Below are 16,029 nucleotides of genomic sequence, written 5' to 3'. Positions count from 1 at the left end.
CGGTCCCCACCGGCCGCCCTCAATTGAGACGCTGTGCGTCGCAGATAGGATTCAGGCATGCAGCGCATCATCGGAATCGAGGTCGAGTACGGCATTTCCACGCCCACCGAACCCTCGGCCAACCCGATTCTCACGTCCACCCAGGCGGTGCTCGCCTATGCGGCAGCGGAAGGGGTACCCCGGGCCAAGCGCACGCGGTGGGACTACGAGGTGGAATCGCCGCTGCGCGACGCGCGGGGATTCGACCTGGGCCGGCTCAACGGGCCGGCGCCGGTGATCGACGCCGACGAGGTGGGGGCCGCGAATATGATCCTCACCAACGGCGCCCGCCTCTATGTGGACCATGCCCATCCCGAATACTCCGCCCCCGAGGTCACCGACCCTCTGGACGCGGTCATCTGGGACAAGGCCGGTGAACGGGTGATGGAGGCCGCCGCCCGCTACGCCTCCAGCGTGCCCGGTGCGCCGCGAATGCAGTTGTACAAGAACAACGTCGACGGCAAGGGCGCCTCCTACGGCACCCACGAGAACTATCTGATGAGCCGGGAGACCCCGTTCAATCAGATCATCGTCGGGCTCACCCCGTTCTTCGTCTCCCGGCAGGTGGTGTCGGGATCCGGTCGCGTGGGCATCGGTCAGTCCGGCGATCAGGCGGGTTTCCAGCTGTCGCAGCGTTCGGACTACATCGAGGTCGAGGTCGGGCTCGAGACGACGCTCAAGCGCGGCATCATCAACACCCGCGACGAGCCGCACGCCGACGCCGACAAGTACCGCCGCCTGCATGTGATCATCGGCGACGCCAATCTGGCGGAGTGGTCGACCTATCTGAAGGTCGGCTCCACCGCGCTGGTACTCGATCTGATCGAGGGCGGTGAGGATCTGTCGGATCTGCAGCTGGCCCGTCCGGTCACCGCGGTGCATCAGATCAGCCACGATCCGACGCTGCGCGCGACGGTCGCCCTGGTCGACGGGCGCGAGCTGACCGGTCTGGCGCTGCAGCGGCTGTACCTGGATCGGGTGGAGAAGTATCACGACCGGCAGGGCACCGCCGACGAGCGCGTCACCGATGTGCTGGAGAAGTGGGCGCATGTGCTCGATCTGCTCGAGCGCGATCCGCTGGAATGCGCGCATCTGCTGGACTGGCCCGCGAAACTGCGCCTGCTCGAGGGAATGCGCAGCCGCGAGGGTCTGGGTTGGGCGGCGCCGAAACTGCATCTGATGGATCTGCAGTATTCGGATGTGCGCCTGGACAAGGGTCTGTACAACCGGCTGGTCGCGCGCGGCTCGATGCAGCGGCTGGTTTCCGAGCAGCAGGTGCTCGACGCGATGACCAATCCGCCCACCGATACCCGCGCCTACTTCCGCGGCGAATGTCTGCGCCGCTTCGGAGCCGATATCGCCGCCGCCAGTTGGGATTCGGTGATTTTCGACCTGGGCGGCGACTCGCTCGTGCGCATTCCGACCCTGGAACCGCGCCGCGGCACCAAATCGCATGTGGGCAAACTGCTCGACGGCGTCGGTACCGCCGCTGAGCTGGTCGAACAGCTGACCACGTAAACCGGCGACTGTGATCCGGGTTACACGAAACCCGGATTCGGCCAGGCTGCTGGGACGTTGCGGCGGGGCCACATTGCGATGTAATCCGGCCAGTTGTCCCCGCTGCTGGGTAGTGTTGACATACGAGCATCGGATTTTCTCCGATGCTCGCCGATATCAGTACAGAGGAGGTCGGCTGCTATGGCACAAGAGCAGACCAAGCGCGCCGGTGGCGGCGACGAGGACGACGACGCTGTCGGCGTCGATGCCGCGGGTCAGGAGCGGCGCGAAAAACTGGCGGAGGAAACCGACGACCTACTCGACGAGATCGATGATGTGCTCGAGGAGAACGCCGAGGACTTCGTGCGCGCATACGTTCAGAAAGGCGGCCAGTGACATCAGGTGACCCCTTGCGGCTCCATGCGGGGTACGCCCTGTCCTCCTTTTCCGAATATCTGCGTGAACACGCGCCGGACCTGTTGTCCGGCAACGGTTTCGGACGGATCGCCGACGTCGCCCCGCATGGGGCGACGTCGCAGGACATCGCCCCGCACGGCACCACGATCGTCGCGGTGAGCTACCGCGGCGGCGTGCTGATCGCCGGCGATCGGCGTGCCACCCAGGGCAACCTGCTGGCCAGCCGCGACATGGAGAAGGTGTACATCACCGATACGTTCTCCGCGGCCGGTATCGCCGGCACCGCGGGCGTGGCGGTGGAGATGATCCGGCTGTTCGCCGTGGAGCTGGAGCATTACGAGAAGATCGAGGGTGTGCCACTGACCTTCGGCGGTAAGGCCAACAAACTGTCGAAGATGGTGCGCGACAACCTGCCTGCGGCCATGCAGGGCCTGGCGGTGGTGCCGATCCTGGTCGGTTACGACCTCGAGGCCACCGATCAGGATCGCGCGGGGCGCATCGTGTCCTACGACGTGGTCGGTGGGCGCAGCGAGGAGCGGTTCGGCTACACCGCGGTCGGCTCGGGTTCGATGTTCGCCAAGACGTCGTTGAAGAAGACCTACCATCGCGGACTCGACGAGGATCGCGCCCTGCGCATCGCCGTCGAGGCGCTGCTGGACGCCTCCGACGACGACACCGCGACCGGTGGTCCGGATCTGCTGCGCAACATCTTCCCGACCGCGATCGTGATCAATGCCGAAGGGACCGAAGAGGTTTCCGACGGGCGGCTGGCCGAGATCGCCCGGGCGATCGTCGACGAGCGTGCGGTGGAGGAGAGGAGCGCGCAGGCATGACCCTGCCGTATTACGCGTCGGCCGAACAGATCATGCGCGACAAGACCGAACTCGCGCGCAAGGGTATCGCGCGCGGTCGAAGTGTCGCGGTGCTGGTGTACGACAAGGGTGTGCTGTTCGTCGCCGAGAATCCCTCGGCGACCCTGCACAAGGTGAGCGAGCTCTACGATCGGGTGGGCTTCGCCGCGGTCGGCAAGTACAACGAGTTCGAGAACCTGCGCCGCGGCGGCATTCTGCAGGCCGATCTGCGCGGCTACCAGTACGACCGGCGGGATGTGACCGGCCGGGCGCTGGCGAATATGTATGCCTCGGCGCTGGGCAACATCTTCACCGATCAGCTCAAACCGTTCGAGGTGGAGCTGTGTGTGGCGGAGGTGGCCTATCCCGAACAGGAACCCAATTCGGTGCTGTTCCGGATCAACTTCGACGGTTCGATAGTGGACGAGCGGGAGTACGTGGTGATGGGCGGTAATACCGAACCCATCATCACCGCGCTCAAGGACACCTATCGCGGCGGGCTGGATCTGCGGGCGGCGCTCGATGTGGCCGTCAAGGCCCTGCAGAAGTCCGCGCCCGAGACCGACAAGGACAAGCGCGCCCTCGGGATCGGCTCGCTCGAGGTCGCGACCTTGGAGCAGGCGCGGCCGCGCCGGGCCTTCCGTCGCATTCCCGCGGCGGCCCTGCGGGAGCTGCTCGAGGGCGGTAAGGGCAAGTCCGAGGGCACGGGCGAGACCGACAGCGAACCGCCGTCGGCGGGGGATCCGTCCAACCCGTAGCCGCATTCGCGAATGTGACCCGGATCCCTTGCACTCGGAACCGCCGAGTGCAAGGGATCCGGTCATTTCGGCGGCCCCCGGCCGGTCGTCGTAGCCATCTCCTGCGAAATCGTTGTCAAGACGTATGCATTACCTCGCTCGCACAGCCACTTTCGGGCATGCCATGGCTGTAATGTCGATAGTGTGCAGCGACGAATCATGGGGGTCGAAACCGAATTCGGGGTGACGTGCACGTTCCACGGTCACCGTCGGTTGAGCCCTGACGAGGTGGCCCGGTATCTGTTCCGCCGGGTGGTTTCCTGGGGCCGTAGCTCGAACGTGTTCCTCCGCAACGGTGCCCGGCTCTACCTCGATGTCGGATCCCATCCGGAGTACGCCACGGCCGAATGCGACAGTCTGGTGCAGCTGGTCACCCACGATCGCGCGGGTGAGCGGGTGCTCGAGGAGCTGTTGATCGATGCCGAGCAGCGGTTGGCCGAGGAGGGTATCGGCGGCGATATCTATCTGTTCAAGAACAACACCGATTCGGCGGGCAACTCCTACGGCTGCCACGAGAACTTCTGCGTCGTGCGAGCCGGGGAATTCTCCCGGATCTCCGATGTGCTGCTGCCGTTTCTGGTCACGCGTCAGCTGATCTGCGGCGCGGGCAAGGTGCTGCAGACCCCGAAGGCGGCGACGTTCTGCCTGTCGCAGCGGGCCGAGCACATCTGGGAGGGCGTCTCCTCGGCGACCACCCGCTCGCGGCCGATCATCAACACCCGCGACGAGCCGCACGCCGACGCCGAGAAGTACCGGCGTCTGCACGTCATCGTCGGCGACTCGAATATGTCCGAGACCACCACCATGCTCAAGGTCGGCACGGCCTCGCTGGTACTCGAGATGATCGAGGCGGGCGTCTCCTTCCGGGACTTCGCGCTGGACAACCCGATCCGGGCCATCCGCGAGGTGAGCCACGATCTGACCGGACGTCGGCCGGTCCGACTGGCCGGCGGCCGGCAGGCCAGCGCCCTGGACATCCAGCGCGAGTACTACGCCCGCGCGGTCGAGCACCTGCGCAATCGTGAGCGCGATCCGCAGGTCGACGCCGTGGTGGACCTGTGGGGTCGCACCTTGGACGCGGTCGAGGCGCAGGATTTCGCCAAGGTCGACACCGAGATCGACTGGGTGATCAAGCGCAAGCTGTTCCAGCGCTATCAGGACCGCTACAACATGGACTTGTCCGATCCCAAGATCGCCCAGCTGGATCTGGCCTACCACGACATCAAGCGCGGCCGCGGCGTCTTCGATCTGCTGCAGCGCAAGGGTCTGGCCAAGCGGGTCACCGAGGACGAGGCGGTCGACGCGGCGGTCACCACGCCCCCGCAGACCACCCGGGCGAAGCTGCGCGGCGATTTCATCACCGCGGCGCAGGAGGCCGGACGCGACTTCACCGTCGACTGGGTGCATCTGAAGCTGAACGACCAGGCGCAGCGGACCGTGTTGTGCAAGGACCCGTTCCGGTCGGTGGATGAGCGCGTGGATCGGCTGATCGCCTCGATGTAGTGCGAAGCGCTATTTCAGCGTGAACCGGGCGCTAGAATAGCGTCATGGCTACGATCCAGATCCGAGACGTCCCCGACGAGGACGCCGAAGTCTTACGTCGTCGCGCCGAATCGGCAGGTATGTCGCTGCAGGCGTATATGCGGCAAGAGCTGATCAGGGTGGCGCGCACTCGTACGAAAGCGGAAGCGCTGGCGGCGATTCGGGATGCTCTCGATCGGGATCCCGGTCCCGGGGGTGACAGCGACAGCATTCTGGGCGCGCTCAGGGAGACGCGCGATGAGTGACGAGTACGTTGTCGACGCGTCCGCGGTGTCGGCGGCTTTGGTACGAAAGGACGCGGTCGGTGTCGCCGTGGGCCGATTGCTCGAGTCGTCGGTCACTCACGCCCCGCACTTGATCGATGCGGAAGTCGGGCAGGTCTTGCGGCGGCACGAGTATCAAGGGCGGATCGGAGAAGAGGTTGCGGCGGTCGGCCTGCGCATGATGACTGCCTTGGTCGACAACCGCTATGAGCACCAGGGCTGGATGGCGACGGAGGCATGGAAACTGCGCCGCACGATCTCGTTCTACGACGCTCTCTATGTGGCGCTTGCGACTCGACTGGATATTCCCCTGTTGACCTCGGACGAAAAACTCGGCAAGGCATCGGGACTGTCGTGCCGGGTGGAGCTTCTCGGCTGACCTACCCGCAGAAACGCCGGACCGGCGTCGCATCGATGCGCTGGTGCGCATTACTCTCTATCGGGTGGCGATATCCAAGGTCGAGCGGCTGATGAATCTGGTCATCGCGCTGTTGTCGACCCGGCAGTTCCTGACCGCGGAGCGGATCCGCGACAGTGTCGCCGGATATGAGGATTCCGTCAGCGACGAGGCGTTCAGCCGGATGTTCGAGCGGGACAAGAACGAGTTGCGCGATCTGGGGATTCCGCTCGAGGTCGGTCCGGTCGGCCGGTACTCCGGCCAGGAGGGCTATCGCATCAATCGCGATGCCTACGAACTACCCGATATCGATCTGACCAGTGAGGAGGCCGCCGCGGTCGCGGTGGCCGTTCAGTTGTGGGAATCGCCGGAGCTGGCGACCGCCGCCGAGGGCGCGCTGCTGAAGTTGCGCGCGGCCGGTGTGCACGTGGAACCCGATGCGACCGTGGCGTCGGTTCCCGCGGTGCCCGCGCGCACTCGTGGTTCCGAGGCGGCGCTGGGCAAGCTGCTGGCCGCGATCGACGCCGGTCGGGCCGTGCGCTTCGAGCACCGGATGTCGCACGGCGCGCCCTATCTCATGCGCGATGTCGAACCGTGGGGTGTGGTGACCCATCACGGCCGCTGGTATCTGGTCGGGCATGACCGCGCCCGCGATGCCGTGCGCACCTTCCGGCTTTCCCGTATCGGCGAGGACGTCACCGCCTACGGACCGGAGAACGCGGTCCACAAACCCGAGGGCGTGGATCTACGCAAGATCGTCGCCGAGGTGACGGGCGCGGCCCCGGTCACCGGCTCGGCGACGGTCTGGGTGGCCGACGGCCGCGCGCAGGATATTCGCCGCCTCGGCGCGATCGTGGAGGACCGCACGATCGGCGGTCGACCCGGTGCGATCGTCGAGGTGCCGGTGCGCTCGCGAGATTGGCTGGCGCGCTTGATCGCCGGGCTCGGACCCGACGCGCTGGTACTGGCGCCCGCTGATCTGCGCGCCGATGTGATCGGGCGGTTGCGGTCGGTGCTCGAGCGTACGGAGGTGGGAGCTTGAGTAGCCGGCTGTCCACGCGGCTGTCGCGGTTGCTGAATATGGTTCCGTACTTCCTGGCCAATCCGGGTATCAGTGCCGCAGAGGCGGCGGCGGATCTGGGGGTCACGACCAAACAGCTGATGAGTGATCTCAATCAGTTGTGGATGTGCGGGTTACCCGGTTACGGGCCCGGGGATCTGATCGACTTGTCGTTCTCCGAGGAGAGCATCGAGGTCACCTTCTCCGCCGGAATCGACCGGCCGCTGCGGCTGACCTCCACCGAGGCCACCGCGGTCCTGGTGGCGCTGCGTTCGATCGCCGCCCTGCCGGGCATGGTCGATCCGACCGCCGCGCAATCGGCCACGGCCAAGATCGAGGCCGCCATCGCGGGGGACAAGGGTTTCGAATCCGCCGGCGCCGCGGTACTTCCCGTCGAGGCTCCGGCGGTGCGGACGGTGCGCTCGGCCCTGGCGCGCAATCGCGCGCTGCGGCTGGTGTACTACTCGGCCAGCCGCGATGTGGTCTCCGAGCGAGTGGTCGATCCGATTCGGATCGTGCTGGTGGACAACAACTCCTATCTACAGGCCTGGTGCCGCCAGGCCGAGGGGGTGCGGCTGTTCCGCTTCGACCGCATCGAGGAGGCCGTGGAACTCGACGAACCCGCCCATCCGCCCAGCCACGCCACCGACGAGACCGCGGGTCTGGACCTGTTCTCCGACGATCCGGCGGTTCCATTGGCGCGCTTGCGGATTCGGTCGGACTACGGTTGGGTTCTGGATCAGTACCCCATGCACCGGGTGGCCGTGCACTCCGACGGCAGCGTAGAGGCGACCATGCGGTTCGCCACGCTGGACTGGATGGCGCGGCTGCTGCTGGGCTTCGGCTCGGGCGTGACGGTATTGGGTCCGGCGGAGTTGGTGGTCGCGGTGCGCGAGCGTTCCGGCGCCGCCCTGGCCGCCTATGAGGACGCCGGGTACGAACAGACCGTGATCGAGGAGGTCGGTCCCGCTTGACGTTTCGCGTGACGGTGCTCGGCGCCGGCTGCATCGGCATCTTCGTCGGCGGCAAACTCGCCGCCGCGGGCGCCGACGTCACCTTCGTGGGCAGGCCCCGGGTCGTCGAATCCATCTCCGCCTCCGGCCTGCGACTGACCGATCTCGACGGTGGTGACGATCGGGTGGCCGCGAGTGGTTTCCACGTCGCGACCGAACCCGATTCGGCCGCCATCGCCGATCTGGTGCTGGTCACCGTGAAATCCGCAGCGACCGCCGATGCCGCCAAACAGCTCATCGGCCGAATCCGCCCGGGCACGGTCGTGCTGAGTCTGCAGAACGGGATCGGCAACGACACCGTCATCCGCGAGACCGTCCCGTCGTGTGTGGTGCTCGCGGGCATGGTGCTGTGCAATGTGGTGCAGCAGGAGGGTGGTCGGTTCCATCGCGGCAGCCCGGGCGGCCTGGCCGTCGCCGATGATCCGGCGCTGGAGCGATTCGCCCCGCTGTTCCGCCGGGCCGGACTCGAACTGGACCGGCACGCCGATCTGCGACCCGTGCAGTGGGGCAAACTGCTGCTGAATCTGAACAACCCGATCAACGCCCTGTCCGGGCGCACACTGCGCGAGGAGCTGTCCGACCGCGATTACCGGCGTTGCCTGGCCCTGGCCCAGTCCGAGGCGCTGGCTGTCATGCATCGCGCCCGCATCCGCCCGGCCCGGCTGACGCTGTTGCCGCCGGAACTGCTGGTGCGGCTGCTGGTCATGCCCGATGCGATCTACGGCCGGGCCACCCGGCGGACATTCGAGATCGACCCGTATGCCCGCTCCTCGATGGCCGACGATCTGGCGCTGGGTCGCAAGACCGAAATCAATTGGCTCTGTGGGGAAATCGTCAATCTCGGCCGCATGGTCGGGCTGGCGACGCCGGTGAACGCGCGGCTGATCGAGCTGGTCGCGGCGATCGAGAACGGCGAAACCCGTACCTGGTCCGGATCCGAACTACTGGCTCAGTTGCGGGCGGCGAAGAACTCCGCGACCGAACACCGGTAGCATCGGACATACCACAGTCTTTGGAGGTAATCGATGGGTTCACTCAGCGCGACGCATTGGCTCATCATTGCGTTGCTGGTGCTGGTGCTGTTCGGGGCCAAGCGGCTGCCCGACGCGGCCCGGGGTCTCGGCCGGTCGCTGCGCATCTTCAAGAGTGAGATGAGCGAGATGCACAACGAGGGCGGTAAGACCACGCCCGCCGAGCAGGCTCCGGCCCAGCCGCAGCAGCTGCCCCCGGCGCAGCCGCCGAGCGCCCCGGTGCAGACGCCGCAGACCGGCCCGGAAGTGCACAAGGCCTAGCAGATATGTCGTCGCCCGGGATGAGAGCTCTCGTCCCGGGCTGAATCGTGTCCGGACGCCCAGGCGATCAGCGAGGCAGTCACACCCATGCGCATTCCGTTCGACCCCCGGCGCAGCCGGCGCAGAACGAATCCCGACGGCACCATGTCGTTGGTCGAGCACCTGCAGGAGCTGCGGTCGCGGCTGCTGAAGTCGCTGCTGGCCATCGCGGTCACGACCGTGCTCGGTTTCATGTGGTACGCCCATGGCTTCCTCGGTATCGAGAGCCTCGGTGACGTCCTCAAGGGCCCGTACTGTTCGCTGCCGCCGGGACATCGGGCGGTGTTGTCGAACGATCCGAACGCGTGCCAGCTGCTGGCGACCGCGCCGTTCGAACAGTTCATGCTGCGGTTCAAGGTCGGTCTGACCGCGGGTGTGGTGATGGCGTGTCCGGTGTGGCTGTATCAGCTGTGGGCCTTCATCACGCCCGGTCTGTACGCCAAGGAACGCAAGTACGCGGTCGGCTTCGTGAGCGCGGGCGCGGTGCTGTTCGTGACCGGCGCGGTGCTGGCCTATCTGGTCGTCGCGCACGCGTTGAGTTTCCTGCTCGGTATCGGCAGCAATGTGCAGATCACCGCGCTGAGTGGCACGCAGTACTTCGGCTTCATCATTCAGCTGCTCATCATCTTCGGTGTGAGCTTCGAGACGCCGCTGCTGGTCGTGGGATTGAACATGATCGGCGTGCTCAGCTACGCGAAGTTGAAGAAGTGGCGGCGGGGGATGGTCTTCGGCCTGTTCGTCTTCGCGGCGATCGTCACCCCGCAGGATCCCTTCTCGATGCTGGCCTTGGCGGGGGCGCTGACGGTGTTGTTCGAGATCGCGGTGCAGATCGCCCGGCTCAACGACCGTCGCCGCGCACGGCGCGGGGACGACTGGGGTGCGCTCAGCGACGACCAGGCCTCGCCGCTCGGCGGGTCCGGCGGTGTCGGCGCGGTCGAGCCCGTGGGCCCGGCGCAGTCGATCGGATCGGCCGAGTCGCTCAGCGCGCCGGAGAAATCAGCGCGCCCGGTGTCGGACTACTCCGATACGCTCTGAGGAGTGGCATATCGGTCGCTTTCCGGCGAACTCGCGGCATTCGCCGCGGAACTGAGTTTCTCCCTCGATCCATTCCAGCAGCAGTCGTGCGAGGCGCTGCAGGGCGGACACAGCGTGCTGGTCTGCGCGCCGACCGGCGCGGGTAAGACCGTCGTCGGTGAGTTCGCCGTGCACCTCGCGCTGGCCGCGGGCGGGAAATGTTTCTACACCACCCCGATCAAGGCGCTGTCGAATCAGAAGTACGCCGATCTGGTCGAGCGCTACGGGCGCGGCGCGGTGGGTTTGCTGACGGGGGATCAGTCGCTGAATCCGGAGGCCTCGGTGGTGGTCATGACCACCGAGGTGCTGCGCAATATGTTGTACGCGGGTTCGGATGCGCTGCAGGGGCTTTCGTACGTCGTCATGGACGAGGTGCACTATCTGGCCGACCGGTTCCGCGGCGCGGTGTGGGAGGAGGTCATCCTGCATCTGCCGCCGGATGTGCGGTTGGTGAGCCTGTCGGCGACGGTCAGCAATGCCGAGGAGTTCGGCGCCTGGATGGAGACCGTGCGCGGCGATACCGCGGTCGTCGTCGACGAGACCCGGCCGGTGCCGCTGTGGCAGCACGTGCTGGTGGGCCGGCGGATGTTCGACCTGTTCGACGCCAATTCCAACGATCAGAAGATCCTGGTCGACGAGGAGTTGGTGCGCTACATCAAACATCGCGAATCCGCCGACCGGATGAACGGCTGGGGCGGCCCGCGCGGGCGCGGCGGCCCCCGTCGCGATCACCGCGGCATTCCGCGCCCGGAGATGCTGGCCCTGCTCGACAAGGAGGGTCTGCTCCCGGCGATCACCTTCATCTTCAGCCGCGCGGGCTGCGACGGCGCGCTGGCCCAGTGCGCTCGCTCGCGGCTGGATCTGAGCCGCCCCGAGGACTACGACGAGATCGAGCGGATCATCACCAAGCACACCGGGGATCTGCCGCGCGCCGATCTCGAGGTGCTGGGCTACTGGGAGTGGCGCGACGCGCTGCATCGCGGTCTGGCCGCCCACCACGCGGGCATGTTGCCCGCCTTCCGGCACGCGGTCGAGGAGCTGTTCGTGCACGGGCTGGTGCGGGCCGTATTCGCCACGGAGACATTGGCTCTGGGCATCAATATGCCCGCGCGCACCGTGGTGCTCGAGCGACTGGTCAAATTCAACGGCGAGGCGCACGCCGAGCTCACCCCGGGTGAGTACACGCAGCTGACCGGGCGCGCCGGGCGGCGCGGGATCGATATCGAGGGGCATGCCGTGGTGGTGTGGACGCCCGACGTCGACACCAGCGCGGTGGCCGGACTCGCCTCCACCCGCACCTATCCGCTGCGCAGCTCGTTTCGACCCGGCTACAACATGTCGATCAACCTCATCGATCGGATGGGTTCGGAGGAGTCGCGGGCGCTGCTCGAACGGTCCTTCGCACAGTTTCAGGCCGACCGGTCGGTTGTCGGTCTGGTCCGGGGCATCGAACGCAACGAGGGCGCGCTGCGCAAACTGCGCGCGCAGATCGGCGATGAGAGTTTCCTGGAATATCTGTCGCTGCGCGAGCGGATCAAACAGCGCGAACGCGATCTCGAACGCCAGGGCCGGGCCGATCGCCGCGGCGCGGCCGTGGCCTCGCTGACCGCGCTGCGTCGCGGAGATGTGGTGGCGATTCCGAGCGGGCGACGGCAGGGCCTGGCCGTGATCCTGGAACCCGATGCGACACCGGGCGATCCGCGCCCACTGGTTCTCACCGAGGACAAATGGGCCGGACGCGTCTCGGCGGCCGACTTCCCCACTCCGGCACAGCCGTTGGGCCGCATGCGCCTGCCCCGCCACGTCGATCACCGCACCGCGCGCATTCGCCGCGATCTGGCCTCGGCGCTGCGCAGCACCGACATCAGCGCACCCGGACGCCAGCGCCGCGGGTCGCGCGCCAATGCCGCCGACGATCGCGAACTGCTGAATCTGCGTCGCGCCATGCGATCACATCCGGCACACACCCGCCCCGATCGCGAACAACTGGCCCGCCTCGGCGAGCGCTACAACCGCCTCGAACGCGAAACCGAGTCGATGCGGCAGAAGGTGGCGGCCACGACGAATTCGCTGGCCCGCACCTTCGACCGGATCGTCGGACTGCTGGCCGAACGCGGCTACGTCGACAACGGCGAGGTCACCGCGGACGGGCGTCGCCTGGCGCGCATCTACACCGAGGCCGATCTCGTTGTGGCCGAATGCCTTCGGCAGGGGCTGTGGCGCGGATTGGGTCCGGCCGAACTGGCCGCGGTGGTATCGATCCTGGTCTACGAGTCGCGGCAGGAGTCCGGCGGCTTCCTGGGACCGGCCGGGCCGACCGCGCCGATCCGCCGGGCCGTCGGCGCGACCGTCGGGGTCTGGAGCCAGCTGCGCACCGACGAGGCACGGCACAGACTGCCGCCGACCCGCGAACCAGATCTGGGATTCATTACAGGGGTGCACAAGTGGGCCCGCGGTGACAGTCTCGCCGATTCGCTGCTGGCCAGCGGGGAACAGAGCGCGCCGCTGTCGGCGGGTGACTTCGTGCGCTGGTGTCGGCAGGTGATCGACCTGCTCGACCAGATCCACGAAACCGCCGACGACACCGAGATCGCCGCTACCGCGGCCAAGGCGGTACGCGCGATTCGCCGCGGTGTCGTGGCGGTGGACGCGGCCTGATGTCCCGAACGCCGCCAATGCGAACACAGTGCAAGCGTCTGTGATTGGATGCTTTCGTGTACCGATGTGGTGCGGGACCGGTGCACCCGCACCCGTCGGGGGCGAGAGTGTGTAGGACGAGCGCGAGTGGAGGCAGGCAATGAGCGGCCCGTACGGACCGAACGACACCCCTGGTCCAGGGGAGGGACGCAACAACGATCCGACACAGCAGTGGAGTGGGCAGCAGCCCCCCGGATCGGCCGGCCCCACCCAGCAGTGGGGACAGCCGCCACAGCAGCAGTGGGGTCAGCCGCAGCAGCAGGGCTGGACTCCCGCGCCGCAGCCGCAGTGGGGGCAGAGCCAGCCGTCGTGGCCGCAGCAGCCGCCGCCGCAGGGGCAGCCGGGCTGGGAGCCGACTCAGCAGCAGTGGGGCCAACCGCAACAGCAGCAATGGGGTCAACCCCAGCAGCAGTGGGGTCAGCCGCAGCAGCCCTGGGATCAGCAGCAGCAGATTCAGGCGAACCCGCCCAAGAAGTCGAAGAAGGGCCTGTTCATCGGTCTGGGAGCCGCGGTCGTGGTGATCGTGGTCGCGGTGGTGCTCGCCGTGGTCCTGCTGGGCAGCGACAAACTCGACAACAAGGCCGTGCAGGACGGTGTGCAGAAGGTCCTCAAGGATTCCTACGGCATCGACGACGTCCAGGACGTCAACTGCCCCTCCGGCCAGAAGGTCGAGGTCGGCAAGTCCTTCGACTGCACGCTCAAGGTCGGCGGCGAGGCCAAGAAGGTCACCGTCAAGATCACCAAGGACGACGGCACCTATGAGGTGGGCCGCCCGAACTGAGCCTCGCCCTCGCGTTTTCGCAGCCACCGCTCACCGTCGGCGTGGCGTCGCCTCCCCGCGACGCCGCGCCGACGCCGTTCAGGCCGAGCGAGTGGCCAGCGCGGTGACGAGACGTTTGACCGGACTCTCCGCGTTGTAGGCGGCGGCGAGCGCGTGCAGGCGGTCCGGGTCGACCGGGCTGGTCGGCAGCAGATCGGGCCGCGAGTAGTCGATCGGCGCGTCCCGGACGACCTGGACGACCGGGGCGGCGGCCTTCAGATACTCGTCGGCCGCGGCGAGTTTCGCGCGTACGCCGCGGGCCATATCGGAGTCGGGATCGTGCGCGGCCGCGACGAGCGCGTCCAGACTGCCGAAGCGCGAGATCAGGGTGGCGGCGGATTTGTCGCCGATACCGGGGACGCCGGGCAGACCGTCGGAGGCATCGCCGCGCAGGGTCGCCATATCGGCGTAGGCGAGGCCCGCATTATCTTGCGGCACACCGTATTTCGCGGATACCTCGGCGGGGCCCCACAGTTCGGCCTTGGCCAGGCCGCGACCCACGTAGAACACCCGCACGGGCGGTGTGGGTTCATCGCGCACCAGCTGCAGCAGATCGCGATCGCCGCTGACCACGATCACCTCGTCGGTGCGCTCGCGGGTGGCGAGGGTACCGATCACATCGTCGGCCTCCAACCCCGCCGAACCGGCCGTGGCGATCCCGGCCGCCTCGAGCACCTCGAGGATCATGTCCACCTGCGGGGTCAGCGTATCGGGCACGACCTCCGCGCCGGGTTCGGCGTCGACGGATTCGTCGAGCCTATGTGCCTTGTACGACGGCACCAGCGCCACCCGGAAACTCGGCCGCCAATCCAGATCCAGGCACACCACCAACCGGCTGGGTGCATGCTGTTTGACCAGCGCCGCGACCATATCGGTGAAACCGCGCAGCGCGTTGACCGGACGGCCGTCGGGCGCGGTGATCTTCTCCGGGATGGCGTGGAAGGCCCGGAACCACAGACTGGCCCCGTCGAGCAGCAGCAGCGGACCGGCGGCGGGTGAGCTCATGGCTGCCAACGCTACAGGGTAGGGGTGACAGCGCCGCCGCTCCCGCAACGCCGCGATCGTGACGAGTCGCCCGCCGGGGCCTAGTAACGTCGGATCCATGAGTGCGCATACGGAGTCACGGTTCGCGGCGGAGGTCTACGGCAAGCGGTTGGAGAAGGCGGCGGAGCTCACCCGCGCGGCCCATCTGGACGCGCTGTTGATCACCCCGGGCCCGGACCTGCGGTACCTGATCGGTTCGCGCGCCCAGTCTTTCGAGCGTCTGACCTGCCTGGTGATCCCAGCGAGCGGGCAGACGCCGTCGGTGGTGATCCCGAAGATGGAGCTGGCATCGCTCGCGGGGTCCGCTGCCGGAGAGCTGGGCCTGCAGGTGTTGGATTGGACCGACGGCGTCGATCCGTACAAGATGGTGAAGTCGGCGCTCAATGCCGGCGCGCGGGTGGCCGTCGACGACGCCATGCCCGCCCTGCATCTGCTGCCGATCGCCGAAACCCTCACCACGCTGCCGACCTCGGCCACGACCGTGTTGCGGGAACTGCGAATGAGCAAGGACGCCAGCGAGATCGACGCATTGCGTCGCGCGGGCCAGGCCATCGACCGCGTGCACGCGCGGGTCGGCGAATGGCTGCGCCCCGGTCGCACCGAGGCCGAGGTGGCCGCGGATATCGCCGCCGCGATCGTCGAGGAGGGCCATACCGAGGCCGCGTTCGTGATCGTCGGTAGCGGCCCCAACGGCGCGGACCCGCATCACGCGGTCTCGGATCGCGTGATCGAGACCGGTGATGTGGTCGTGGTCGATATCGGTGGCCCCGTCGAGCCCGGCTACTACTCCGACTCCACCCGCACCTACGCGCTGGGCGAGCCGGATCCGGAGATCGCCGAGCGCATCGCGGTGCTCGAGCGCGCTCAGGCCGCGGCCGTGGCCGCGGTGCGACCGGGAGTGACCGCGGAATCGGTCGACGCGGCGGCGCGAAATGTGTTGACCGAGGCCGGTTTCGGGGACAACTTCTTCCATCGCACCGGCCACGGCATCGGCCTGTCGGTGCACGAGGAGCCCTATATCGTCGCGGGCAACGATATAGTGCTCGCACCCGGCATGGCCTTCAGCATCGAGCCGGGCATCTACTTCCGTGGCGAATGGGGTGCGCGCATCGAGGACATCGTCGTGGTCACCGAGGACGCCTGTGAGTCGATGAACAACCGCCCGCACGGGCTGACGGTGCTCTGAG

General features: G+C 67.4%; 16 protein-coding genes. 15 read left to right on the top strand and 1 reads right to left on the bottom strand.

Going from position 1 to position 16,029, the window contains the following annotated elements:
* Positions 1–57: 57 nt before the first annotated feature.
* The 14 genes from dop to NP4_RS40145 all read left to right on the top strand — a co-directional run bounded on the left by dop (position 58) and on the right by NP4_RS40145 (position 13,759).
* A complete protein-coding gene (gene dop, locus NP4_RS23055) occupies positions 58–1,557 on the top strand; it encodes a depupylase/deamidase Dop (protein WP_062503941.1) in 1,500 nt (499 codons plus the stop codon).
* Between the two features lie 180 nt (positions 1,558–1,737).
* Complete coding sequence (locus NP4_RS23050; protein WP_062503939.1) at positions 1,738–1,932, top strand: ubiquitin-like protein Pup; 195 nt, start codon at positions 1,738–1,740, stop codon at positions 1,930–1,932.
* Positions 1,908–2,786 carry a proteasome subunit beta gene (gene prcB, locus NP4_RS23045; RefSeq protein WP_068001432.1) on the top strand — a complete coding sequence of 293 codons (879 nt, stop codon included), beginning with the start codon at positions 1,908–1,910 and terminating at the stop codon, positions 2,784–2,786. The genes NP4_RS23050 and prcB overlap by 25 nt, the downstream gene beginning before the upstream one ends.
* Entirely contained in the window at positions 2,783–3,562 is a 780-nt protein-coding gene (gene prcA / locus NP4_RS23040; RefSeq protein ID WP_068001430.1) for a proteasome subunit alpha, read from the top strand. Before prcB ends, prcA begins: the two co-directional genes overlap by 4 nt.
* 183 nt (positions 3,563–3,745) lie before the next feature.
* The gene (gene pafA, locus NP4_RS23035) at positions 3,746–5,104 is read left to right on the top strand and encodes a Pup--protein ligase (protein ID WP_211335835.1); all 1,359 of its coding nucleotides are present in this window, start codon (positions 3,746–3,748) and stop codon (positions 5,102–5,104) included.
* Positions 5,105–5,148: 44 nt separating this feature from the next.
* The gene (locus NP4_RS23030) at positions 5,149–5,388 is read left to right on the top strand and encodes a FitA-like ribbon-helix-helix domain-containing protein (protein WP_068001423.1); all 240 of its coding nucleotides are present in this window, start codon (positions 5,149–5,151) and stop codon (positions 5,386–5,388) included.
* Positions 5,381–5,785 (top strand): type II toxin-antitoxin system VapC family toxin, encoded by a 405-nt coding sequence (locus NP4_RS23025; RefSeq protein ID WP_068001422.1) that lies wholly within the window; start codon positions 5,381–5,383, stop codon positions 5,783–5,785. The genes NP4_RS23030 and NP4_RS23025 overlap by 8 nt, the downstream gene beginning before the upstream one ends.
* A gap of 64 nt (positions 5,786–5,849) precedes the next feature.
* Entirely contained in the window at positions 5,850–6,845 is a 996-nt protein-coding gene (locus NP4_RS23020; RefSeq protein ID WP_082876145.1) for a helix-turn-helix transcriptional regulator, read from the top strand.
* Positions 6,842–7,837 carry a helix-turn-helix transcriptional regulator gene (locus NP4_RS23015; protein ID WP_068001419.1) on the top strand — a complete coding sequence of 332 codons (996 nt, stop codon included), beginning with the start codon at positions 6,842–6,844 and terminating at the stop codon, positions 7,835–7,837. The genes NP4_RS23020 and NP4_RS23015 overlap by 4 nt, the downstream gene beginning before the upstream one ends.
* On the top strand, positions 7,834–8,868 hold the full coding sequence (locus tag NP4_RS23010) for a 2-dehydropantoate 2-reductase (protein ID WP_068001416.1): 1,035 nt from the start codon (positions 7,834–7,836) through the stop codon (positions 8,866–8,868). Before NP4_RS23015 ends, NP4_RS23010 begins: the two co-directional genes overlap by 4 nt.
* A 33-nt stretch (positions 8,869–8,901) precedes the next feature.
* On the top strand, positions 8,902–9,168 hold the full coding sequence (gene tatA, locus NP4_RS23005) for a Sec-independent protein translocase subunit TatA (RefSeq protein WP_068001413.1): 267 nt from the start codon (positions 8,902–8,904) through the stop codon (positions 9,166–9,168).
* An 87-nt stretch (positions 9,169–9,255) separates the two neighbouring features.
* Entirely contained in the window at positions 9,256–10,242 is a 987-nt protein-coding gene (gene tatC, locus NP4_RS23000; RefSeq protein ID WP_068001411.1) for a twin-arginine translocase subunit TatC, read from the top strand.
* A gap of 3 nt (positions 10,243–10,245) precedes the next feature.
* Positions 10,246–12,939 carry a DEAD/DEAH box helicase gene (locus NP4_RS22995; protein WP_068001407.1) on the top strand — a complete coding sequence of 898 codons (2,694 nt, stop codon included), beginning with the start codon at positions 10,246–10,248 and terminating at the stop codon, positions 12,937–12,939.
* Between the two features lie 139 nt (positions 12,940–13,078).
* A complete protein-coding gene (locus tag NP4_RS40145) occupies positions 13,079–13,759 on the top strand; it encodes a DUF4333 domain-containing protein (RefSeq protein WP_082876144.1) in 681 nt (226 codons plus the stop codon).
* Between the two features lie 78 nt (positions 13,760–13,837).
* Here NP4_RS40145 and NP4_RS22985 read toward each other — a convergent pair whose 3' ends face one another.
* Positions 13,838–14,803 carry a 5'-3' exonuclease gene (locus tag NP4_RS22985; RefSeq protein ID WP_068001404.1) on the bottom strand — a complete coding sequence of 322 codons (966 nt, stop codon included), beginning with the start codon at positions 14,801–14,803 and terminating at the stop codon, positions 13,838–13,840.
* 97 nt (positions 14,804–14,900) lie between these two features.
* Between NP4_RS22985 and NP4_RS22980 the strand changes: the two genes are divergently transcribed.
* Positions 14,901–16,028 carry a M24 family metallopeptidase gene (locus NP4_RS22980; RefSeq protein ID WP_068001401.1) on the top strand — a complete coding sequence of 376 codons (1,128 nt, stop codon included), beginning with the start codon at positions 14,901–14,903 and terminating at the stop codon, positions 16,026–16,028.
* Position 16,029 lies beyond the last annotated feature (1 nt).

Origin of the sequence: Nocardia pseudobrasiliensis NBRC 108224, from assembly GCF_001613105.1 — a bacterium.
Lineage (GTDB): Bacteria > Actinomycetota > Actinomycetes > Mycobacteriales > Mycobacteriaceae > Nocardia > Nocardia pseudobrasiliensis.
Note: the sequence above shows the minus strand (reverse complement) of the source record. Positions and strands in the feature narration are given on the sequence as shown.

Excerpts from the sequence above, each read along its gene's own strand:
- NP4_RS22985 (WP_068001404.1), bottom strand. The coding sequence starts at position 14,803 with ATGAGCTCACCCGCCGCCGGTCCGCTGCTGCTGCTCGACGGGGCCAGT.
- dop (WP_062503941.1), top strand. The coding sequence starts at position 58 with ATGCAGCGCATCATCGGAATCGAGGTCGAGTACGGCATTTCCACGCCC.
- tatA (WP_068001413.1), top strand. The coding sequence starts at position 8,902 with ATGGGTTCACTCAGCGCGACGCATTGGCTCATCATTGCGTTGCTGGTG.
- tatC (WP_068001411.1), top strand. The coding sequence starts at position 9,256 with ATGCGCATTCCGTTCGACCCCCGGCGCAGCCGGCGCAGAACGAATCCC.
- NP4_RS23030 (WP_068001423.1), top strand. The coding sequence starts at position 5,149 with ATGGCTACGATCCAGATCCGAGACGTCCCCGACGAGGACGCCGAAGTC.
- NP4_RS23050 (WP_062503939.1), top strand. The coding sequence starts at position 1,738 with ATGGCACAAGAGCAGACCAAGCGCGCCGGTGGCGGCGACGAGGACGAC.
- NP4_RS23025 (WP_068001422.1), top strand. The coding sequence starts at position 5,381 with ATGAGTGACGAGTACGTTGTCGACGCGTCCGCGGTGTCGGCGGCTTTG.
- prcA (WP_068001430.1), top strand. The coding sequence starts at position 2,783 with ATGACCCTGCCGTATTACGCGTCGGCCGAACAGATCATGCGCGACAAG.
- NP4_RS40145 (WP_082876144.1), top strand. The coding sequence starts at position 13,079 with ATGAGCGGCCCGTACGGACCGAACGACACCCCTGGTCCAGGGGAGGGA.
- NP4_RS22980 (WP_068001401.1), top strand. The coding sequence starts at position 14,901 with ATGAGTGCGCATACGGAGTCACGGTTCGCGGCGGAGGTCTACGGCAAG.